18 protein-coding genes are annotated in these 21,078 nt (G+C 39.4%); 5 read left to right on the plus strand and 13 right to left on the minus strand.

Features of this window, described 5'->3' with window-relative positions:
- Window position 1 precedes the first annotated feature (1 nt).
- Genes I6N96_RS08415 through I6N96_RS08425 form a run of 3 tightly spaced genes read right to left on the minus strand, consistent with a single transcriptional unit; the run spans window position 2 to window position 1,959 of the window.
- A complete protein-coding gene (locus I6N96_RS08415) occupies window positions 2-1,297 on the minus strand; it encodes a PTS sugar transporter subunit IIC (RefSeq protein WP_209557119.1) in 1,296 nt (431 codons plus the stop codon).
- A gap of 15 nt (window positions 1,298-1,312) precedes the next feature.
- Window positions 1,313-1,615 carry a PTS sugar transporter subunit IIB gene (locus I6N96_RS08420; RefSeq protein WP_209557120.1) on the minus strand — a complete coding sequence of 101 codons (303 nt, stop codon included), beginning with the start codon at window positions 1,613-1,615 and terminating at the stop codon, window positions 1,313-1,315.
- Window positions 1,612-1,959 (minus strand): PTS lactose/cellobiose transporter subunit IIA, encoded by a 348-nt coding sequence (locus tag I6N96_RS08425; RefSeq protein ID WP_209557121.1) that lies wholly within the window; start codon window positions 1,957-1,959, stop codon window positions 1,612-1,614. Before I6N96_RS08425 ends, I6N96_RS08420 begins: the two co-directional genes overlap by 4 nt.
- 354 nt (window positions 1,960-2,313) lie before the next feature.
- On the opposite strand from I6N96_RS08425, the gene I6N96_RS08430 reads away from it, so the two are divergent.
- Window positions 2,314-4,953 carry a sigma-54-dependent transcriptional regulator gene (locus tag I6N96_RS08430; RefSeq protein ID WP_209557122.1) on the plus strand — a complete coding sequence of 880 codons (2,640 nt, stop codon included), beginning with the start codon at window positions 2,314-2,316 and terminating at the stop codon, window positions 4,951-4,953.
- A 109-nt stretch (window positions 4,954-5,062) separates the two neighbouring features.
- On the opposite strand, the gene I6N96_RS08435 is transcribed toward I6N96_RS08430, so the two are convergent.
- Entirely contained in the window at window positions 5,063-5,911 is an 849-nt protein-coding gene (locus tag I6N96_RS08435; RefSeq protein WP_209557123.1) for a MerR family transcriptional regulator, read from the minus strand.
- A 506-nt stretch (window positions 5,912-6,417) separates the two neighbouring features.
- On the opposite strand from I6N96_RS08435, the gene I6N96_RS08440 reads away from it, so the two are divergent.
- Together I6N96_RS08440 and I6N96_RS08445 are read left to right on the plus strand one after the other, a co-directional pair.
- The gene (locus I6N96_RS08440) at window positions 6,418-8,148 is read left to right on the plus strand and encodes an ABC transporter ATP-binding protein (protein WP_209557124.1); all 1,731 of its coding nucleotides are present in this window, start codon (window positions 6,418-6,420) and stop codon (window positions 8,146-8,148) included.
- Window positions 8,141-9,940 (plus strand): ABC transporter ATP-binding protein, encoded by a 1,800-nt coding sequence (locus I6N96_RS08445; protein ID WP_209557125.1) that lies wholly within the window; start codon window positions 8,141-8,143, stop codon window positions 9,938-9,940. Before I6N96_RS08440 ends, I6N96_RS08445 begins: the two co-directional genes overlap by 8 nt.
- A gap of 131 nt (window positions 9,941-10,071) precedes the next feature.
- Here the strand turns inward: I6N96_RS08445 and I6N96_RS08450 are convergent, their stop codons facing one another.
- Both I6N96_RS08450 and I6N96_RS08455 read right to left on the minus strand, forming a co-directional pair.
- Window positions 10,072-12,237 carry a HelD family protein gene (locus I6N96_RS08450; protein ID WP_209557126.1) on the minus strand — a complete coding sequence of 722 codons (2,166 nt, stop codon included), beginning with the start codon at window positions 12,235-12,237 and terminating at the stop codon, window positions 10,072-10,074.
- Window positions 12,238-12,580: 343 nt separating this feature from the next.
- A complete protein-coding gene (locus tag I6N96_RS08455; RefSeq protein ID WP_209557127.1) occupies window positions 12,581-13,600 on the minus strand; it encodes a YdcF family protein in 1,020 nt (339 codons plus the stop codon).
- A gap of 308 nt (window positions 13,601-13,908) precedes the next feature.
- Between I6N96_RS08455 and I6N96_RS08460 the strand changes: the two genes are divergently transcribed.
- Window positions 13,909-14,508 carry a lipoprotein BA_5634 family protein gene (locus I6N96_RS08460; RefSeq protein ID WP_209557128.1) on the plus strand — a complete coding sequence of 200 codons (600 nt, stop codon included), beginning with the start codon at window positions 13,909-13,911 and terminating at the stop codon, window positions 14,506-14,508.
- 522 nt (window positions 14,509-15,030) lie between these two features.
- Here the strand turns inward: I6N96_RS08460 and I6N96_RS08465 are convergent.
- The 5 genes from I6N96_RS08465 to I6N96_RS08485 all read right to left on the minus strand — a co-directional run bounded on the left by I6N96_RS08465 (window position 15,031) and on the right by I6N96_RS08485 (window position 18,173).
- Window positions 15,031-15,507 carry a DUF6985 domain-containing protein gene (locus tag I6N96_RS08465; RefSeq protein WP_209557129.1) on the minus strand — a complete coding sequence of 159 codons (477 nt, stop codon included), beginning with the start codon at window positions 15,505-15,507 and terminating at the stop codon, window positions 15,031-15,033.
- A 4-nt stretch (window positions 15,508-15,511) separates the two neighbouring features.
- Window positions 15,512-15,664: a glycine zipper domain-containing protein gene (locus I6N96_RS08470; protein WP_209557130.1), complete on the minus strand. Its 153-nt coding sequence runs from the start codon at window positions 15,662-15,664 to the stop codon at window positions 15,512-15,514.
- Window positions 15,665-15,686: 22 nt separating this feature from the next.
- A complete protein-coding gene (locus tag I6N96_RS08475) occupies window positions 15,687-15,926 on the minus strand; it encodes a hypothetical protein (protein WP_209557131.1) in 240 nt (79 codons plus the stop codon).
- A gap of 994 nt (window positions 15,927-16,920) precedes the next feature.
- Entirely contained in the window at window positions 16,921-17,349 is a 429-nt protein-coding gene (locus I6N96_RS08480; protein ID WP_209557132.1) for a hypothetical protein, read from the minus strand.
- A 548-nt stretch (window positions 17,350-17,897) separates the two neighbouring features.
- A complete protein-coding gene (locus I6N96_RS08485) occupies window positions 17,898-18,173 on the minus strand; it encodes a hypothetical protein (RefSeq protein ID WP_209557133.1) in 276 nt (91 codons plus the stop codon).
- Between the two features lie 406 nt (window positions 18,174-18,579).
- On the opposite strand from I6N96_RS08485, the gene I6N96_RS08490 reads away from it, so the two are divergent.
- Window positions 18,580-18,786, plus strand: a complete 207-nt coding sequence (locus I6N96_RS08490) for a hypothetical protein (RefSeq protein ID WP_209557134.1) — start codon at window positions 18,580-18,582, stop codon at window positions 18,784-18,786.
- A 216-nt stretch (window positions 18,787-19,002) separates the two neighbouring features.
- On the opposite strand, the gene I6N96_RS08495 is transcribed toward I6N96_RS08490, so the two are convergent.
- Together I6N96_RS08495 and I6N96_RS08500 are read right to left on the minus strand one after the other, a co-directional pair.
- Window positions 19,003-19,356 carry a DUF2200 domain-containing protein gene (locus I6N96_RS08495; protein ID WP_209557135.1) on the minus strand — a complete coding sequence of 118 codons (354 nt, stop codon included), beginning with the start codon at window positions 19,354-19,356 and terminating at the stop codon, window positions 19,003-19,005.
- A gap of 152 nt (window positions 19,357-19,508) precedes the next feature.
- Window positions 19,509-20,846: a PTS sugar transporter subunit IIC gene (locus tag I6N96_RS08500; RefSeq protein WP_209557136.1), complete on the minus strand. Its 1,338-nt coding sequence runs from the start codon at window positions 20,844-20,846 to the stop codon at window positions 19,509-19,511.
- Window positions 20,847-21,078: the final 232 nt, after the last annotated feature.

Below are 21,078 nucleotides of genomic sequence, written 5' to 3' on the forward strand. Positions count from 1 at the left end.
ACTACAGTGTACCTTGTTCTGCTTCTAATTCAACTGCTTTTTCAGATTCTTCAAGTACGGTTTGCTCTTGTGCAGTTTCCTGAAGATCCAGTTTTTTCATAAACGGCAAGTAGAGAAGAACGACTGCTGCAAATTGAATCAGTTGGATGACCAATCCCTGCCAGCCGCCAGCCATAAATCCAGTAAGGAATGTTGGCAGATTACGTGGAACACTTAAGCTAGTGATTGGCAGAAAACCAATGATCGTAGCCACATAAGCAATACCTATGCATAATGGTGCAGCCAATGTCAGTGGAATAAACAGGACAGGATTCAAAATTTGCGGAATACCGAATTTCATTGGTTCTGTGATACCAAATATACTTGGAACAATAGACACTTTTCCGATTGATTTGAACTTCTCACTGCGACAAACAAAAATCAAGATCACTGCTAACGCCAACGCTCGCGGTCCTTTATAAGCATCAAGGAAGAATGAGTTGATAACATTTTGCGCAGTTTCGCCTGCTGCAACAGCTTCCATATTAGCATATGCCTGAGATGCGTAAAGCACAGTGATGATTGACGCCGTCACGTTGCTTCCATGAATACCAAACCACCACAATAGCTCTGATAAGAACATAATGAACAGCGCTGACCAAATGGTGCCGCCCAATGTTTGAAGCGGTGCTTGTAAAATCGTATAGATGAAATCGTGGACGTTTCCATAGGAAGTTGCTGAGAATAATAAGCTTACAATAATTGCCAAAACAAACAAGATGGCTGCCGGAACAATCGCCTCAAAGGTCTTAGAAATAAATGGCGGTACGCTGTCAGGCATTTTGGGTGACAGCTTCTTCTCAGAAAGCTTGGCAAATGCCCAGGTAATGAAAATAGCGACGATCATACCAACGAAAATCCCTTTTGAGCCTAAATAGCCCAGCTCGATCGCCTGCACAGGCTTTTCGCCACCGACATCAAAGTTGGTGATCGGCGTTACGATCAGAAAACTTGCGACAGATAAAATCATGGATGCTGGTACATCACTTTTGATCTCTCTTGCCAAAACATAGGACATCCCCAATACAATATAAAGTGCAATAAAGTTACTGGTGATTGTCGTACCGATCGTACAGGCCTGATTGATGATATCCGGAAGATTCGGGATCATCTGTACAACCATCAGCAAACTGCCGACGATTGTGATTGGCAGTGTCAGCATCATCCCGTTAGCAACTGTCTTGATGATCAAATTATTGGAAAACCTAACAATCATTTTATTCAGCTTTGGTCCAAATGAACTTTTTTCTTTTGCCATTTTAACACTCCTTTTCTACTTGTTTCCGATAACTGATTGTGCAATTTTAAATACTTTTTCACCGTTCATCATGCCGTAATCTGCCATCTCAATCACTTCAATGGGAATCCCCGGATACTTCTGCTGGACTTCCTCCTTTTGAAAACCAATTTGCGGCCCCAATAGGATAATATCTGTTCCAGCCACATAATCCTCCAGCTCGCTCAATCCATACGCCTCAATATCTGCCTCGATTGCCTGCTTCGCTGCATATTCCTTCATTCGATTCACTAACATCCCTGTAGACATGCCCCCAGCACAGGCTAAAATAATTTTCATGCTTTTTCTCCTTCTTTCATTAGCTGTATACATTCCTTCAACTCTTTTAGTTCTTCATGTACATCTTTAAATTCCTTTGCCAAATCGATTGTGGTAATCGCAGACATCAGATGATCCTCCCCATGAACCATAAAAAGAGTCAGGTCGATCTGTGTTTGTTCGTCTGAAGCCGCGCTCAAAATTTTCGCATGAGTATGATGAGCTTCCTTCAAATTACTCTCTGCTTCAGTCATCAATCGCCCTGCCTCCAAACGCTCGCCTTGCTTTGATGCTCGAATGCTTTGCATTGCTAAAGAACGGGCATTGCCGGCATAAACAATGATCTGCATCACTTCGTTTTCCATTAGTTCCCTCCTTTCATTTCTACACTTTCTTATAAAGCAATTTCTATGCCAACACACTTCTATAAACGAGAAAAATGCTGTAAAGTCAATCCTATTTTCAGCAATCCAGCTTCTGCTCAATCAATACGAATCCCGGTCTTTCTCTGTTTACACGGCATTTCTAAAACAGATATCCAGCTAATTTGATGATTCTCTACAAAAGCAATACAACAGCTATTGATCTAACTATCCTTTCCACTAGAGAAGTGTGTTATCTACAACACACTTCTTGCTAACAGAAAACACATGACTTTGACAGGAGCCCTTAAAACGCTTACAATCAAACCTATTAAAACAAATTAGGAGGAACAATCTGTGGGAAGAATCGAAACGATCCATGACTATATAAAGAAGCTCCCCCAAGGTACAGCAGTTTCTGCACAGGATATTGCCAACCACTTACATATCGACAGAGCGAATGCCAGCAGCGATTTAAACACATTGGTCAAACAAGAATTATTGAAGAAAGAGGGCAGTAGACCCGTTCTTTTTTCATTACCTGTTCATCAGCAGAAATCCTATGTTGATGCTTTCAGTCAGAAAAACCCCAGTTTGAAAAACAGTTTGGAACAGGCCAAAGCGGCGGTATTGTATCCTCCTCAACGAATGCATATTTTATTAAGCGGACAGACGGGTGTCGGAAAAAGCATGTTCGCGGAATTGATTTATAAATTTTCACAAGAACAAGATCGAATAGCCGCTGCGGCTAAATTAGTCACATTCAATTGTGCGGATTATGCCAGCAATCCTCAACTGATTCTCGGCCAGCTCTTTGGTGTCCTTGAAGGTGCTTATACAGGTGCTGTAACAAGTCGCAGAGGTCTGATTGAAGAAGCCGACGGCGGTATCCTTTTCCTTGATGAAGTTCATCGACTCAGTCCGGAAGCACAGGAGATGCTTTTTACCTTCATTGATAAGAAAGTCTTTCATGCACTGGGGGAAACTACATTTGGCCGAACTGCTGATGTTCAGCTGATTTGTGCGACAACAGAAGAGATCAGCTCCTCTCTTTTACAGACATTCACTCGAAGAATACCGATGAAAATCCACCTGCCTGCGTTGGAGGAGCGTGGATTGAATGAGCGACTGAACCTAATCACAGATTTCTTCAACGAAGAGGCTCATAACTTGAACCGCGATATAAAGGTTTCTATGAACTCTCTGCGCTCGCTTTTAAGCTACGATTGCCTCAGCAACATCGGTCAGCTGAAAACAGATGTCCAGCTCCTTTGTGCCCAAAGCTACGCTCGCTCTCTTTCCAGTAAGCAAGACGCACTGACTATCACAAGCTACGATCTGCCGGAGTCGATCAAGGAAGGACTGTATTCCACGGAAAAAAGAAGTGACTTGTGGAAGCTGACTGCTTCATATTCGACGCGCTTTGTTGATTTTCAAAAGGACAAAGAAAACCAACTGCCCTTCTCTGAAAATGAGGCACACGATATTTACCAGCTAATCGATCATAAAATCACCGATATGGAAAAAATTGGGCTCAATGCCAAAGCTACCAAAGAAGTTGTTGATATGACGATCCAGGATTTCTTCCAATCACTAAGCGCACATGCAGCCGCCAGCAATGAGAGTGTGGTCAATCTTGTCGGTAATGAAATTTTCAGTACAGCCAAACGTTTTTTAACAGCCGCAGCAACACATACAGACAGCTATTCTGACAGCATTCTTTCTGGGCTGGCGATCCATTTGCACAATCTGCTGCCTCGAATAAAAAACGGTCAGCGAATCATCAATCCAAAGCTGGAAGAAATCAAGACACAGCAACATGTATATTACCAAATCGCAGAAAAAAATAGAACCATCATTGAGAATGATCTGGCAATTGAGCTTCCTGAAGATGAAATCGGCTTTCTAACGTTATTCTTAGTTCCTCAAATCATCGATGAAGAAGCAGAGAAAGTCAAGGTATTGGTTGTTGCTCATGGAGAGGCTACGGCTTCAAGCATGGCTGATCTGGTCAATGAGCTTCTAGGAAATCAAGCAGTGATTGCTTTTAACATGCCTTTGACTTGTAAACCCAGAAGTATCTTGGCTGAAATCCAAGCCTATTTAATGCAAATCCAAAACAACACGATCTTACTTTTGTCAGACATGGGCTCTCTGACCAACTTTGCCGATGAACTAAAAAAGAGTACTAGTAAGCAGCTAAAATGCGTGGATCTAGTCAGTACGCTCCATGTACTCGAAGCCAGTCGTAAAGCACAGCTTGGCTATGCTCTTGATGAGATCGTGACGGATATCAAGAGAATCACCCATATGGAAGACTTCTCTCAAATCGGTCAAACGGTCGCCTCAAAAAAGAAGAGCTTCGTCTTGACTGCTTGTACAACTGGCAGCGGGTCCGCCCGACTGCTTAAAGAGCTGCTAAATAAACAGCTGAATCTTTATGATGAATATATTGAAATACGTTCCCTTCAGATAACCGATGAAGCAATGCTTGAAGAAGCGGTGAAGGATATCAGACAGCAAGGGGATATTCTTTGCTACGTAAGTACGTTTAAAATCACTGCTTTACATTGTCCCTATTTCAATGTCTCACAAGCATTCAATACAGGAACCTTGGAAAGAATCCAGCAGCTGATCGATTTTGATTATACTTCCAGTCTCGCCATCCAAAATGTTGCGCCAATGATCCAAAGCTTAGATGGTACGATCCTATTAGAAAATGTCAAAAATTGGATCAATGCCGTCGAGTATCAGCTGATATTGGAAATCACCCCTGAAATAAAAATCGGGTTGATGTGTCACCTTGCCAGCGTGATCGACAGCTTGAAACGAAGTGATGAGCTGCTAATCGATCATGAAATCACTCTTGAAACAGAAAAAGAACAGCTGCTGTATAACGAGCTTCGTTCTCTGGAAATGATTTACGGCATCACTTTTTCACAGGAAAATTTCGAGCATATACTTGCCTATGTTTTCAAACAAAAATTTGCATTGTAAAGAAATATTCTTTAACTATAGTATAATCAAGGAATTGTGCTTTGAACGATCAACTAAAAGACTTCGTACCCTTAACAGATGCGAAGTCTTTTTAGCTGATACCTTTTCCTCACCCAAGAGGTTTTCCTGATTTACTTCTAACTGGAAGCATTACTTCAAAAATCTGCTGCTCACGATTTGCTGTGGCAATCTCATCCTGCCACATCAATTCCCAGATATCTCCATCTATAACTAAGCCTTGCTCTTGCAAATACTTTTTGAAACGGTCGCTAAAATCTGACAGCTGATGGATCTCATCTCGGACAAATCCGGAGACATAATAACCAGCGGGACGTGTGATCAGCTGATTTTCAGCATATAATTCCAGACGATCCTCTGGAATCCGCACCAGTGCCCGATAAGGAGAAAGATGGATGTGCCCTTCATCAAGAACACGACCATCGACCAAAAAACCGATTGGGTATCCGCTAAAAATATCTCTGGATTGAATCAACGAATAAAAGCGAGAGTATATCTGGAAGGTCGAAGAATCGTCACTCGGTTCAATCAAATCGGAAACAACGAAGTATTCCTTCTCACGATACTGAAAGCTTAACTGCTCAAAATCAACCTCCGTCAGCTTCTCATGGCGACTGATATACCCATCTAAAGCTGTACGAATTTGCTCCAGCTCCTGAATTTTACGAGTGACCTTGTCCCTCTGATTCAGCAGTTCTTTTTGTGTGTAATCAGGATTACGTCGCTTCAAAAATGTACGAATATCATCTAAAGGCATATTCAACGCCTTCAAAATCAAGATGGCATCAATTTCCCCATATTGATCAAAGGTGTAGTAACGGTACCCATTCTCTCCAATTTTCTTAGGCTTGAACAAATCGATCTGATCGTAATAAATCAGTGTTCTCCTACTAATACCGGCATACTCTGCGACTTCACTGATTGATAAAAATTTTTTCAAAAAAAATCACCTCTACCCCTTGACTGTAACGTAACGTTACAGTTTATTCTATATGAATCGCACGAAAAAATCCATTACGCGATTAGCGTCGATTGTTTGTTGTATTTACAATCACTACACTTTTTCGTCGTATTCATATAAATGAATCGCACGAAAAAATCCAATGCACGATTAGCGTCGATTGTTTGTTGTATTTACAATCACTATCCTTTTTTCGTCGTATTCATATTACTGAATCGTATGAAAAAATCCAATGCACGATTAGTGACGATTGTTTGTTGTATTTACAATCACTATCCTTTTTTCGTCGTATTCATATAAATGAATCGCACGAAAAAATCCATTGCGCGATTAGCGTCGATTGTTTGTTGTATTTACAATCACACGAAAAAAATCACTCATGTAATTAGCGTCTATCGCCATTTACACAAACCTTCGCATGCTTTTTTTCGTCGATCATTTCGCCGATCCATAGAACATGGACTGCCGAATAAGGAGGAAAAGATATGAATCAACTGAAATTATTTTACAAGAACCATTCCAAAGTCATGCTGGGAGTCGTTGCTTTGATGGTTTTACAATCTTTTGGAACGTTGCTGGTTCCCCATTTTGTAGCAAATATCATCGACTACGGGATACTGGAAAAAAACCGACAGGCGATTTTAATATATGGCGGCTGGATGCTGTTAGCGGCACTGTTCACTGGTGTTATTTCCATTTTGTCCAGCTACTATTCAGCTCATCTGGCCGGTAAATTCGGTCATTTTTTGAGGGAAAAACTATTTAGAAAAACCCAAGAACTGTCAGTAACGGATGTTGAAGAATTCGGCACACCGACACTTCTGGCACGAACAACCAGTGATATCAATAATATCCAGCAAATACTTATGATGACTCTACAAATGATCCTGCCAGCGCCCTTGATCGTTCTTGCTTCAATCATATTAACTGGAACCGTTTCGGTAAAAATGATTTGGATTCCAATCGGAGCGATCATTCTGTTTTCAGCAATTGCTTTATTGGTTATTCGTCGAGCCGTTCCATTAGCTGAGGTCATGCAGAAAAATGTAGATAAGATGATGCGTATCCTAAGAGAGATGTATACAGGCGTCAAAGTGATCCGTGCGTTTGATAAGAGTAATGATGAGAAAAAAAGAACAGATGATGCATTCACTGATTACTCTAAGGTCATGATACGTGTCAATAAGCTGTTTGCTGTTTTGAACCCTACCGTCAATCTAGTTATGGGATTATCAATGACAGCTATTCTCTCCTTCGGTGGTTGGCTTAGCGGTGCTGGACAGCTTCCTGTCGGGAGTATCACTGCCATTATCGAATATACTGTTTTAAGCTTGTGGTTTATGACGATGGCTGCAATGGTCATCGTCATGATCCCGAAAGCACTGACTTCCTTGAACCGAATCGAAGAGGTTCTGAATACTGAAAATGAGATCACCGACGGAAAAGAGCTTTTCTCTGAACAGCCTACAAGCTTAGTAGCCTCTTTCAATCATGTGGACTTTGCCTATGATGGTGCAGAAGAACCCGTATTGAAGGATATCCACTTTGACATTCACCGTGGGCAGATCACAGCAATCGTCGGCGGAACCGGGTCAGGAAAAAGTACAATTGCCAAAGCTCTGCTTCGTTTGAAGGATGCTGCTCAAGGGTCTGTTGACTTGCTTGGAAAAGATGTTCGGACTGTCACACAGACCGAGCTAAGAAACAGAATCAGCTATGTTCCTCAAAAAGCCTTACTTTTCAGCGGCACGATCATGGATAATTTTCTCTTTGGAAATCCTGATGCAACGATGGAACAGATCGAAATCACAGCAGAGGTTGCACAGGCAAAAGACTTTATTGAAGGTCTTCCTCAGAAGTACCAGTCAACAGTTGCTCAAAAGGGCAGTAATTTTTCCGGCGGTCAGAAACAACGTTTGAGCATTGCACGAGCATTGATCAAGCCAGCTGATCTTTATTTCTTTGATGACAGCTTCTCTGCACTCGACTATCAAACGGATGCTAAACTGCGAAAAGCATTGAAAACCTATTTGAAGGATACTGCAGTTGTCATTGTCGCTCAACGTATTTCGACAATCAAAGATGCCGATCAAATCATTGTACTGGATGAGGGGAAGATCGTCGGTAAAGGAACACATCAACAGCTGCTGAAAACCTGTAACACATATCAGGAATTCGCAGTATCACAAGGAATGGAGGGACGTACTCATGACTAAAAATGAACAGAACGAAATGATGGATTCGCCCAAAGAATTGAAGCAGACCAGTCGCAGACTATTGAAGCTTCTAGCGCAGCAAAAAAGCAAGTTTCTTTTGATCATCTTCTCAGCCTTCTGTTTCTCTATATTGATGGCTGCCACGCCCTTGATTCTCGGCTGGGGATTAGACAATCTGATTGCGTTGATTCGTTCCGGAAGTTTCACCTTTGAGAACTTTATCAACGAATTGAAGCTGCCAGTCCTATTGTTGCTTTTCGCTTGGGGGTTGATCAGCCTATTCTCTCTTTTACAAGAGTATACGATGGCCAGCGTCAGCGAAACATTGATATTGACTATCCGTAAAGAAATCACTGAAAAATTAAATAAGCTGCCAATTCGCTTTTACGACCAATATAAAACAGGCGATATACTCAGCCGAACAATCCTTGATCTTGATAAGGTCTCAGAGGTTCTTCAAGTAGGACTGATGCAGCTGATCACTTCAGTCATCAGTATTTTCTTCGGTGTGATTGCTATGCTGGTTTTAAGCCCGCTTTTGACAATTGGCATTCTGCTGATTTTATTCTTGAGCAGTTACGTAACCCAAAAGCTGGCAATGAGAAACCAAGCCTATTTTGCTGAAAATCAGCAAGCCTTGGGGGAAGTCGGTGCCAAAGCTGAGGAATTATACTCAGGAAATCTGGTCATCAAAGCATACAACCAACAAGGGATGGTTCAAAAAGAAATGGACGAGCTGAACGATAGACAATTCGAAGCGTTTCGAAAAGCGCAATTTGTCAGCTTCGCCATCAATCCGCTGATTCGTTTCATCAATCAGATCGGTTTCGTGATCAGTGCTGTTGTCGGCGGTTTTCTAGTCATCAGCGGACAGCTTTCAATCGGATTGATTCAAGCCTATCTGCAGTACATCAATCAAGTATCTGAGCCAGTTACACAAGCATCGTATATCATCAACACACTGCAAAGTGCTTTAGCTGCATTGGAGCGGATATTTGAGATTCTGGATGCGACGGAGGAGATCGAAACAGACGATCCGATTCCCGTTCCAGAAACAATCAACGGAGACGTTTCCTTCCAACACATTGCTTTTGGCTATACACCTGAAAAACAATTGATGAAGGATGTCAGCTTCACGGTCAAACCCAAACAAAGTGTGGCAATCGTTGGCCCAACAGGTGCAGGGAAAACAACAATGATCAATCTGCTGATGCGTTTCTATCCATTAAACAGCGGACAAATCACTGTCGACAATATCGATATCTCAACATTTTCATCAGCTGAAATTCGACAAAAATTTGGTATGGTTCTGCAAGATACCTGGCTGTATCAAGGGACGATTGCTGAAAATATCGCTTATGGAAAACCAAACGCTTCCAGACCGGAAGTCATTGCCGCAGCTAAAGCTGCACAATGCGACCACTTCATTCGGACCCTGCCTCAAGGTTATGATACCCTGATTTCTTCCGAGGGAAATGAGATTTCTCAGGGACAACAACAACTGCTGACAATTGCCAGAGCGATTTTGGCTAATCCAAGCATCCTGATTCTGGATGAAGCAACTTCCAGCGTGGATACTCGAACCGAGAAGCTCATTCAACAGGCGATGGATCATTTGACAGAGGGGCGAACAAGCTTTATCATTGCTCACCGACTGTCAACGATCAAAAATGCTGATTTGATTTTAGTTATGAAGGATGGGGATATCATCGAAAAGGGTACCCACCAACAGCTATTGAGCAAAGAATCATTTTATGCAAATTTATATAACAGTCAATTTGCTTCGACTTAAAGATACACAAGAAGAATGAGCTAAAAGCTGTTCTTAGAATGAAGAAGGAACAGCTTTTGGTTTGCTGTTTATTCAGACTTAAAAAATAAAGAGAGAGAATGGAGCAATAACCAGCTCCATTCTCTCTCTTTTTATTCTTCCAGTAATGTCGGTAGTTCGTTTTTATATGTCACAAACAACTGTTTCATGGCACGAGAAATCGCCGTATAAAGGATTTTGATTTCTCTGTCGGTCTTGTAATTTTCTGCTGATACATCATAGAGTAAGACATGATCGAACTCCAACCCTTTGGATAAACTGATTGGTAAGATTGTAATTCCTAATTCAGCCCACTCATACTTGGCTAAAGCAGATTTAACGGCTTCAACCTCTTCCTCATTTTTCGTGATAACTGTCAGTCGTTCTCCCTGAAGTTTTGCCGCTATCTCTGTCACCAGTTGAGCAAAGACATCCATTGAAGCAAATTGAAGAAACTCAGGCTCTGTTCCATCTTTTCTGATAGGGATGATATCCATTTTCCGATTATCTGTCACCAGTTGGCTGAAGAGCTTAGTGATCGAACCACTAGAGCGGTAGCTGTACAGCAGATCATAGCGTTGCACAGAAAGCCCACGCTCTTTGAAGGCATCTTCAATCGTATCAAAAGAAATACTGGAATTAAAAATCGCCTGATTTTCATCTCCAACCATCGTAAACGCACTACTTCCAAACAGGTCAAACAATAAGCTAAGCTGTGCAGGTGTATAATCCTGTACCTCATCGATCAAGATAAACTGCATCGGCTCCACTTCGATTTTTTCAATCAAATTATGCTGGATCGTCTGCAATACTACTGCTTCATCCAGAGTCAGGCTATCTTTATATGTGTATACATATGGACGATTTCCATAGCTCTCAAAGATTTTTTCAAAGAAAAATGCAGAATCGATCCAACGATTCTCTTCAATCCCCTTAGTGATGCTTCGATATCTTTTACGAAGCAGCCTTTTCCCATAGCTATAAAGGTTACGCTCCGTGTCCTCTGAAATGATTTCTCCAAAATACTTCTGCTGCATATCTTCAGATAATGACAGGATCTGGTTTTGAATTTCATGGCTCTTCGCCTGTTTAAGCAAGCGGCTCTCCCAATAGCTTTTCAGCTGTGTTTTCGTCGCTTGGATTTTATCGATCAGCTTAGGATAGTTCGGTGTTGCATGATAGATTTCTGCAATTTTTTCTTTTGAAATAACTATTTTTCCCTTTCGGCTTAAGCCTTTGAAGAACTCATCAGTTGAAAGAAACAGTGCATCTGACTGCTTGATATGATCAACGTATTTTTGACTACGCAGCATATCTGCATTCTCGTCATGCTCTGCCTTGCTTATCCGGTAAAAGTAGTCCTCTTCCTGTTCAATGTCTACTGGTGAAATACGTTCAATAAACTGGAGGATCGTCAAGTTCAATGGGTTTCTCTCTCCCAAGGAAGGCAGCACATTGGAAATATATTCTATGAATCTTCTGTTAGGCGATAAAATCAAGATATTATCTACAGTGATTGTCTGGCGGTAGAGATAAAGTAAGTAAGCAATCCGCTGCATGATCGTGGACGTCTTTCCACTTCCGGCAATCCCGTTGACTAAAATATTTTTATTTTTCGTATCACGAATAATCACATTCTGTTCTTTTTGAATCGTCGACGTGATATCCTTCATTTCATTCGTAGAATCTTGTTCCAAGGCCTCCAACAACACATCATCTTGAATCGCAACAGATGTATCAAAGAACTTGATCAGTCGATCCTTTTCCAAAATAAATTGTCGTCTATTGTTTATAGCTACATCGATTTCGTTTTTATTCACTGAATAAGAGGACGGACCAATCGTATTATTATAAAAAAGCTCAGCGATCGGCGAACGCCAGTCATAAATCAGGTTGTTGCTGTTTTCATCCGCAAAGTTGTTGATCCCAATATAGAAATCCTCCAACTCCTCATCGTCTAAAAAATCAACCGTGATTTTCCCAAAGTAAGGTGCTGACAACAGTCGCTTTATCTTTTCCAATAATGCCGCAGCAGTTTGCAGCTTGATGTTCATTTGATCGATTTCTCGATTTTTCATTTCCAACACTGCAAAGGTATCCAAGTTATCTGTAATATTCTCAAAGTTAAGACTAATATCACTGGTCATACCTTTCAGTGAATTGATTCCATCCTCCTTGGCACGATCCAGAAGCTCTTCCAGCTCCTCTTGTTTTTCCAACAGCTTTGTATAAACCCTTTTTAAATACTGATCTTCCAATTGTTTTTCTGTGTTGGACATGAAGCACTCTCCTTTATTTTCGACAGCTGTGCTGCTAAAAAGTAGTCGCTGTCTCTTTGTCGATCCAAATTTTCCTAGGTAGTTGATGTGAAAGCAACACTTTCTGCCTTCTAAAAACAGCAATACCTATTAAAACAGGTGGACTGATTAGAATACTCCTTTTTGGCAGGAAAAGCAACTGTTTTAGCGACTTTAGCCATCAATAAAGAAAAATCCTCCATACTTTTTCCTTTTTTTCAATGCCTGAATCAGCTGTATGCTTCTTTCGCCCTATTCTCATCAGTAAAAAACTTTTCAGTCATAAACCAAAAAGTCCTTTTCTTTCCATTTTCTTGCATTGCGTCTATAGCGGTAAAAAGGAGATCGTTGTAAATAGAAGCGACAGCAGCACAAGACCGATACTGAACCATTTATAATGAATCAATAGAGCAATAAACTCTCGAATCAATGCGGTGGGAAGAAAGTAGAGGGCGGTGGGCGCTCCAACTCCTTCGGCTTTCAATCCAACCTTCCCAGCGTATAAGACTCCCCGCAGAACATGATAATTATTCGTCGTGAAAATAATAAATGGTGCTTCTTGATTTTTCCAATCAGCAAAAATCTTTTCCTTTGAAAACTTCATATTTTCCAATGTCGTTCGTGATTGCTCTTCCAAAATAATCCTATTTTCCGGAATTCCCTGTGACCGCAAATATTTCCCCATTGCATAGGCCTCTGAAACGGGTTCGTCTGCACCTTGACCACCACTGACAACAAAGCGGGCTTCCGGATTTTTTCGATAATACTCGATGCCTTTATCCAACCTGCTTTTTAAAAGAGGCGGAACCTCTTCACTACGAATACCTGATCTCAAAACGATGATGTAATCCACTTTTCGTTTTATCGGAAACTTTTGTGAGAACCATGAATAAACCAGGTATGCTCCAAACAGTAGTGTAAAAATCAGGTCAACCAAAAGAAAGGTAAAAAGCAAAATAAAAACAATCAGCGGCCATCTCAACGGTGTTCCCATGACTACCAAATAGAAGGTCAATGGCAGCACGATCAAAATGTTAAGCCCCAATCCAGCAGAAAGCTTCGCTGTGACTGATCTGCCTTCTTTTGTACTCATTATATGTGTATTGATAATAAAGTAGAGACAGATACCTAAAAACAGCAGAAAACCCACACCATAAACACCCATGAAAACAAGGCTTTCAAACAATGGCGATATTCTCGCTGCCTTATCCAAAATCAAATAAAGCAGAAAAAGCAACAGGAAGAAGCTCCCTGTCACAAACACAATACCGCCAATAAAGCTCCTTCTTTTCCTCGACAGTATCACTCCGCCAATAATCATCAACACCAATGAAAGATAAAACATAGCCCTGCACACACTCCTATTATTCGTTTGTAAATCCCGTCATACAGATTCTCTTCAAGTTTTACCATTAAATAAGAATCAGCGCAATTGATTCACTCATATAGAACAAATGACAAAATTGTTCGTTCGATGTTAGCAGAAACCCACGCCTCTTTCAAACAGTACCTGTAAAATAAAATTATATAAAGCTTATTAAAGATTCATCATATGAACATTGACCTTTGCACAAAGAAATAAACAAAGGAACTAGAAGCGATCGTCATTTATTTAATAGCATTTATATATACTTAAGAAAGATAGGTGAAGTAATGAAAAAAATACCATTAATGCTGCTAACACTAGGAGTTATCGGTGCTTTAGGCTACGGCAGTTACTCCATGGTGATGAAATTTATGCATAAAGAAGTGTACGGGATCATCTTAGTAGACAAGGATGCCGGCAAGCTGGAAGCATTAGCACAGAAGCAGAAATCTGATATCAACCAAATGGCCGAAGTAATAGGGAAATGGGTAGCTACTACAAAAACACTGGCTTTGACAAAAGACCAAGCAGAACAATTGATTAAACAAAAGGCGTTGAAAACTGTCACTCAAAAAGGCGAGAACTTTGAGTTCACTACGCTTAAGCAGATTAACACACAGCTGCCGATCCTTTATTCGAAAAATCCAACAGATAGCGTCACTGATGCCTCTGGAAACGAGTACGTAATAAATGCTAATGAGTATGTTGTTTTAGGCGAGTCTTCTGCCGGAGTCGCTGCGATCCTTATTCTGGATCAGGCTGCTTATAACAACTTTATCGGCGAAGCAATCACTGTCCAAGCACTGGATCAAAAAGTGGATGCTTCCAAAGCTTTGGCAAACTATACATCAGCAGAAATTCTTCAAATTTATGATTTAAAGAAATAAACGCTGTTGAACATTTCTGTTTCGCTAAAGCTGTTCCCCCCTCCCTTGCTGCACAAATAACAGCTTTAGCAGAATACAAAACACCCTCAAAAACTATGCGAGAAGGACAGCTATAGTTTTTGAGGGTGTTTTTTCATTCGTTATCTATTTTCATTTTTTGTTGCCTGTAGAATTAGAATACTCGGCAATATTCCTAAAAATGGATATACCAGCAGCAGCCATGCCAAATATCTGGAAATCCTTCTATTCTTAGTCACTCTTCCTTCGCTCATCGAAGTATATAATAAAAATATACTGATAAAAAAGAAAATCGTAATTATTGTCCCTAGTATAATAATTACTTGCTTGTCTCCTGTGGGATCGACGAATTGTCTGATTAATCCAAGAAGAGGGAAGGCTGTAAAAATCAGACTAAAAATACTCCCTAACCTAAATTTTGAAAACTGACTCATTTTTTTCTCCTATTGATTGTTTTGAGAATTGACAGCTCTATCTACTGTCAATTTTTCTTTTTTAATACTTTTAAATCGCCTGATCCGAAATCTCAACTACCTTCTCATTGATTAAAGCAACGCTTAAAAGATGATAGTCATCATTGACCCACTCAGCATTGAAAACCATGACCGCATATCGACCTTGCTGTCCACGAAAATCCGGTGCCTTTGCCTCAAGCGTTATGCTGATCAGCTCAATATTCTTTAGCACATCATTTTCTGTTTGAAACTTTGGAAAACGCTGTGTATGATCCGTTGAATCCCAAATTTCATTTTGATAAATCAATACAGATTGCACTACTTCTTGCACAACATCCTCCCAGTTCTTACTGAGCATATCATAGGCTTCACGGTGTCCCTCCTCTATTCCGCCGTCCCCAAAGATTTCCGAAATTATCAACTCAACTTCCTCTTCGTTTCCTGAAAAAGATACAGGTATTTTACCTCGATAACCATCATACTCATCACAAGTTAGTTTTCCAAACAACAAATGATTGTTCTCCATTAAATTATTCCTTCTTTCCACCCTTACCGGAAAATACGCCGGTTACGCCCAATGCCGTACCAATCGCTAATCCGATTGCTAAGTTATCAAATAGCAGACCAAACACCAAGCCCAACGATATACCAATTGCTAAAGAACTTCCGTCATCTTTTTTCATCTCTTCACTCCTATCTATTCTTTTAATAATCATCCGTTCTTTTTTCAGCCAAATCAAAATTCTTCATCTGTTCTACTGTTGCCAGACTATAACTAGCATCATTTTTGTCTATCAGATAAGGGCTGCGGTATATTTTCCCAGTTGATTCCTGTAGAAAAACAGAGAGGAGTCCTGGGGCTATGAAATCATCCCAATGGGGAATTATTTTATAAATGTCTCCATTTTTATAAAGGTAATCTCCTATTTTGTGCTCTATGCTCAATTTTGTAGCCCTCCTACTGATTTTTTATTGGAACTGTTATTTAAAAAAGCAGTACCATGTTTTTATTTTTCCTTAAGATAACCATTTTTCTCTTTTTTTCAAAAAAGTTTATTGACATTTTATATTATTTAATTTACTATATTCACATACCAACAACAACCTTTTTATTTTTCAAATTACTCTTATTGAGTAATACTCCTTTTTGCTATCTCTTTTGAGATAGCTTTTTTTATTTATCTGGAGATGGCAATTTCGAGTCTCTGTTTCTCTTAGTAAATAAAGTTGGAATGTCTCTTCTCCAAAATCACAGATTAGCCTTTCTAAAACTCTTCGAGCATTTTAAATCCTATCTCACTACTATGAATATTCGATATAAATAACTCTGCCTATGTTATTTCTAATTAACTCAATCATGCCGGTTAATATTTTTCTCGGTATATCATCAAGCTCACTTAATTCCGTGCTTGAGACTTATCTTTAGAATTAAAGTAAAGGTTATTCGTATTTCATAAAATGTTGTTGGACACATCTTATATCTGTAAAGCTCCTATATTCTTCCTTCCCAGAATATCCAAATATTGATACATTGTAACCAGAACAATATTTGCATACTAGAATGGATTTTCTATTAAAATGCTACACTTAATATTTTGAGCTACTATAAATATTGGTGCTTCTCTAATTCTGTCATTAATTTAATGCTATCCGCTTGAGTTTGGGCAGATCCCAAACATATTGATTCCACTCATGATAACACCTCCGGTCAGCTCATCAAGACTATTTAAGAAAACTGGAAAGAAAAGAAGAGCAAGAACGTGAGCGTATTCAGAAAAAACTCAACAAAAAAATGATTTTATAAATTATAAAATATAATCTATAGTAAAAAGAGCTACCTATTTAGGTCACTCTTTCTTATTTTTAACCCCATATTTGTCTGCAAAATCAGTGGTCTCTTTGTCTTCAGAGTTTCGAAATTGTTATCATTCACATCTCTCTATAACTGTTCTACAAACTCAAAACTCTCTATTTCTATTTGTTGCTCTAATGGTAGCAATATTTTCTCAATATACCAGTCAATATCTGTATGAGATTTAAACTTTGTTTTCCTATTAATCGATAAAGAAATAGATAACTGACTATCTGTGAAAAGTAACATTTCAATACCGATTCCGGATTTATTATAAAATAGTTCAATACCACCAACTTCCCCAGCATCTAGTTTACCGTTCAAGAGTACTTTCGCTTCTTTTTCATCTTCAGTATAACTAATCCAAGAATAATCTTCATCACCCAAAGGTAACATTCTAAACTTGTTATTATCCATATTCTTCCAATCCGAAGCTAGAAATATATCCAAAATCTGACTGGGTTTAACTCTTTTACCCTCATTGAAGTAAATATCTATAGTTGCTTGAATCGACATTATCTTTTCCTCCTAGTTAATCTAAAATTTCGTTGAAAGGAATGCCTTTTTTAGTCAACCATTCCTTAACATGATTAGGAATTGGTGTATTAGAATATAGTTCATAGGTTGCCCCATTGTCTTTGGCAATCCGAATCCTAGATCCCATATCAGACTTAAATTTTTCAAATCCCTTTCCTTGCTGACAATTTCGTTCCCAGTATCTACCCGATTTTGCTTCCCACCATTTATTACCTAAACCTCCATCAAAATCTCTTCCTTTTTGCTATCTCTTTTGAGATAGCTTGATAGCTTATTTTTAATCTTTGTTTCTCTTGATTTTATCATAAGGAAGAAAGGCTTATTCAAAAATTTATTTCGAGCATAAAAAATAAAGCAGCTGTCTTGGTTGATACCCAAGGCAGCTGCTTTTTATTAGTTATTGGAATTATATCAATAATAGTTTTACTAACCAGAATAATCACTAGACCAGACAATCTTTTTTCTCGTCCTCGATATAAAAAGCTTTCCGAACAAGACTCGCTTTTTTATTATACCTAACGGATATCTTATGCGCCTTTGATAGAAGATAAGCGTTTTGCTACAACTGTGATCAGGCCAATAAATACACTGAGAATCAATACACTAGCGATTGATGTAAAAAGTATGTTTATCGGATTTCCATTCGTTAGATAGCCTGGATTTCCCAGCACTTGAATAAGAACAATCAGCAAGCTTGTTATAAGTACCCCAGCTTTAGTAGTTTTAATATAGCCCTTTACTTGTAAATGCTTGACTAGTTCACCAATACCATACCCCAAAAATAAAATGTACATCGTTTCCATTCGAAACACTCCTTTGCTTTTTTTGATAAGTTAATCATAGCAAGAAGCTTCAAAAGAATGTACTTACAATGGGGTCAGGAAACTTACAATAATGAAATTTTTCGCTATAGAGCTAGAGAAAAATAGAAAGGACATGTATGACTATTCCATTTACCCTTGAAAATAGTGTACCGTTTTTCTCTTGTATCCGTTAAACCTAATCTTTCTTCCAGAAACACATTGAGACGCTTCAAGGGCACTTGATTCCAATAATTTTCTTCACTCTTGGATTGTCTCCTTTGTATCTAAACACATTTCATAAGAGAAGGTATCTTTAAGCGCCGATATTTTTTCTTTAAAATAACCTTTCCCAGACATATTATATTATGGTACAATTTAATGATCACGCATGAAAGGAGTATTATAAATGATTGGTTTGTTAGGTATTGTTTGGTATATTGTTATCATTGTACAAGGATTTTTGGCTCTTGGAACTGCATATCGCAAGACTAAGGCTAATGGCGACAACGGTGTGTCTTTATATGGATGGAGCATCCTTTACGGATTAGCTGCAGTTATTCCCTATTTAGGCTATCATCTTTGGAAACAAAGCAAAGAGTATGATTTCAAGTAAAACATCTTTCATGTTTGCTTAAACAAGTGAACGAAAGGATCGCTGCGATTTGTATGCATGCGTGATTTTCGTTCGCTTTTTTGATTCATAACACTTTCTCAGTCTATTTAATAACAAATAATTTTAAGAAAGAATAGAACTCATGCTGAAACTGATACACAAGTAGATAAAAAACAAGCCTCATAAATCTGAAGGCTTGTTTTTCATTTTAATAATTTACACGTCACTACGAAGGATTTTTTCCATCTTCTTGCCTTTTGCCAGCTCGTCGATCAGTTTATCCAAGTAACGGATTTTCTGCATCAGGGGTTCCTCGATTTCCTCTACTCGAATACCACAAACCACGCCCTTGATCAAAGAGACATTTGGATTCAGCTCAGGAGCTTGCTCAAAGAAAGTTTCAAAATCATGCTGTTCCTCAATTTGTTCCGCCAGCCCAGCCTGATCGTAGCCTGTCAGCCACAAAATGATTTCATCGACTTCCTCTTTTGTACGACCTTTGCGCTCTGCTTTTTTAATATAAAGGGGATAAACACTGGCAAAGCTCATTTTATAGATACGCTGTGTCATATGGCACCTCTTCCTATTTTTTCTCAAGAATAGTATACCATTAACAGCTCGAATTAAATGAAAGAAAAGTGTTGCGGTCAGGAAAAAGGAATATCCACCCTTCTCCTCACCCCAACACTTATATGCTCTTCAAACAAAATACAGAGTGTGTGCTAATTTATTGCTTCTTCACTGCTCATCTTTGAGGTGACCTTTTCATCGATTCGCAGAAACGGCAGGTAGATAAAGACGCAACCGATAATAATCAGTATCTGTAATATAGCCGCTTTCCAATCGCCGCCCGTTGCCAGAAAGGCGGATAGAACTGGTGGTGTCGTCCATGGTATCTGCACAACAACATGATTGATCAATCCCACTGCCGTAGCAAAATAAGCAACTGTCAAAGAAAAAATCGGTGCTAGTACAAAAGGAATGATCAGACTAAGGTTAAAGACAATTGGCAATCCGAAAATAATCGGTTCGCTGATATTAAAGATTGCCGGAGCAACTGATAGCTTAGCAAAATCTTTATAGTCTTTTCTTCGACTGAAAATGAAGATTGCAATCAAAAGAGCAATCGTGTTCCCAGAACCGCCCATAACAGCAAAGGTATCTTTAAATGCCATATTGATGATATGAGGGATTTCTTCTTTGTTAGCATAAGCAGCCATATTTTCCTGCATATTCTGAATCAGAAACGGATCAAGCAGTGAACCGGAGATGACCGCCTGATGTATTCCAAAACCGAAAAACAGATTGGCAATCGATGTAATCAGCAAGAAGCCGGGAAGTCCCGTCGTTACCTTGCTTAACGGCACTGTAACGATTTGAGTGATCAACCCATTCATATCCATACTGAACAGCTGATTGACTGCAAAGGATAGAATCGAAAAGCTTGTAACTGTGATAATGATTGGAATCAATACATTAAAGGATTTCAACACAGCCGGCGGTATATTGCCGGACAGCTTGATCTGTAATTTTTCATTATTAGATAATTTGATAAATAGCTCAGTTGCCAAGAGTCCAACAAAAATACCAACAAACATTCCCGAAGCACCTGTATGAGAAACTGGAATCACACCACTTACCTCAATAGCTTCTCCCGCTCCTTCCGGGGTGAACATCGTCTTCATTGGCGTCAATACAACAAAAGTAGAGATTGCAACAAGAACTGCTGCGATATGATTGGAATAATTGCGGCTGATACACATATGATAAGAGACAGCTGCCACTACCAGTAAGGTCGTGATACTCAATGTCCCATTACCAATCGATATACCGATTTCCTGAATCGTTGTAAGTGTTTCAGGAGCAATGATTTTCCCCATAAAACCTGTCGGTTCAAGTATGACATAATTGATCAATGTAACAAATCCGGCAAGCATCATAAAGGGCATGAACGTAGCAAACGCATCCCGCAAGGTTCGCAAATGGATTTGATTTCCCAATTTGGTCGCAACCATTCCGAATTTCTCAAAAAGCTGGTCTTTTTTACTCGATTTTTCCATGATTGATCTCCTTCTATATTTTGTAAGCACTTACTGAGTATCATCATACTACCAAAACAAAATAAAGTAAATAACTTTATTTAAAAATATATACTTTTACAAGAAAGCAAATCAAAACCTCCAGTGTGAACTGGAGGTTTGCTCTGCGGCTGTAAGCCTCTATTACCGGCCAGAGCCTGAAAGGCTCACTGAAGAAAAGGTCTCCCACGTGCACCACATTTCCTCACGGCTC

This window comes from Enterococcus larvae (genome assembly GCF_017830045.1).
Classification (GTDB): Bacteria; Bacillota; Bacilli; order Lactobacillales; family Enterococcaceae; genus Enterococcus_L; species Enterococcus_L larvae.

Bases quoted from the DNA above. Each gene is read 5' to 3' on its own strand.
- I6N96_RS08415 (WP_209557119.1), bottom strand. From the start codon at position 1,297: ATGGCAAAAGAAAAAAGTTCATTTGGACCAAAGCTGAATAAAATGATT.
- I6N96_RS08420 (WP_209557120.1), bottom strand. From the start codon at position 1,615: ATGAAAATTATTTTAGCCTGTGCTGGGGGCATGTCTACAGGGATGTTA.
- I6N96_RS08425 (WP_209557121.1), bottom strand. From the start codon at position 1,959: ATGGAAAACGAAGTGATGCAGATCATTGTTTATGCCGGCAATGCCCGT.
- I6N96_RS08440 (WP_209557124.1), top strand. From the start codon at position 6,418: ATGAATCAACTGAAATTATTTTACAAGAACCATTCCAAAGTCATGCTG.
- I6N96_RS08445 (WP_209557125.1), top strand. From the start codon at position 8,141: ATGACTAAAAATGAACAGAACGAAATGATGGATTCGCCCAAAGAATTG.
- I6N96_RS08450 (WP_209557126.1), bottom strand. From the start codon at position 12,237: ATGTCCAACACAGAAAAACAATTGGAAGATCAGTATTTAAAAAGGGTT.
- I6N96_RS08455 (WP_209557127.1), bottom strand. From the start codon at position 13,600: ATGTTTTATCTTTCATTGGTGTTGATGATTATTGGCGGAGTGATACTG.
- I6N96_RS08460 (WP_209557128.1), top strand. From the start codon at position 13,909: ATGAAAAAAATACCATTAATGCTGCTAACACTAGGAGTTATCGGTGCT.
- I6N96_RS08465 (WP_209557129.1), bottom strand. From the start codon at position 15,507: ATGGAGAACAATCATTTGTTGTTTGGAAAACTAACTTGTGATGAGTAT.
- I6N96_RS08470 (WP_209557130.1), bottom strand. From the start codon at position 15,664: ATGAAAAAAGATGACGGAAGTTCTTTAGCAATTGGTATATCGTTGGGC.
- I6N96_RS08480 (WP_209557132.1), bottom strand. From the start codon at position 17,349: ATGTCGATTCAAGCAACTATAGATATTTACTTCAATGAGGGTAAAAGA.
- I6N96_RS08485 (WP_209557133.1), bottom strand. From the start codon at position 18,173: ATGGAAACGATGTACATTTTATTTTTGGGGTATGGTATTGGTGAACTA.
- I6N96_RS08490 (WP_209557134.1), top strand. From the start codon at position 18,580: ATGATTGGTTTGTTAGGTATTGTTTGGTATATTGTTATCATTGTACAA.
- I6N96_RS08495 (WP_209557135.1), bottom strand. From the start codon at position 19,356: ATGACACAGCGTATCTATAAAATGAGCTTTGCCAGTGTTTATCCCCTT.
- I6N96_RS08500 (WP_209557136.1), bottom strand. From the start codon at position 20,846: ATGGAAAAATCGAGTAAAAAAGACCAGCTTTTTGAGAAATTCGGAATG.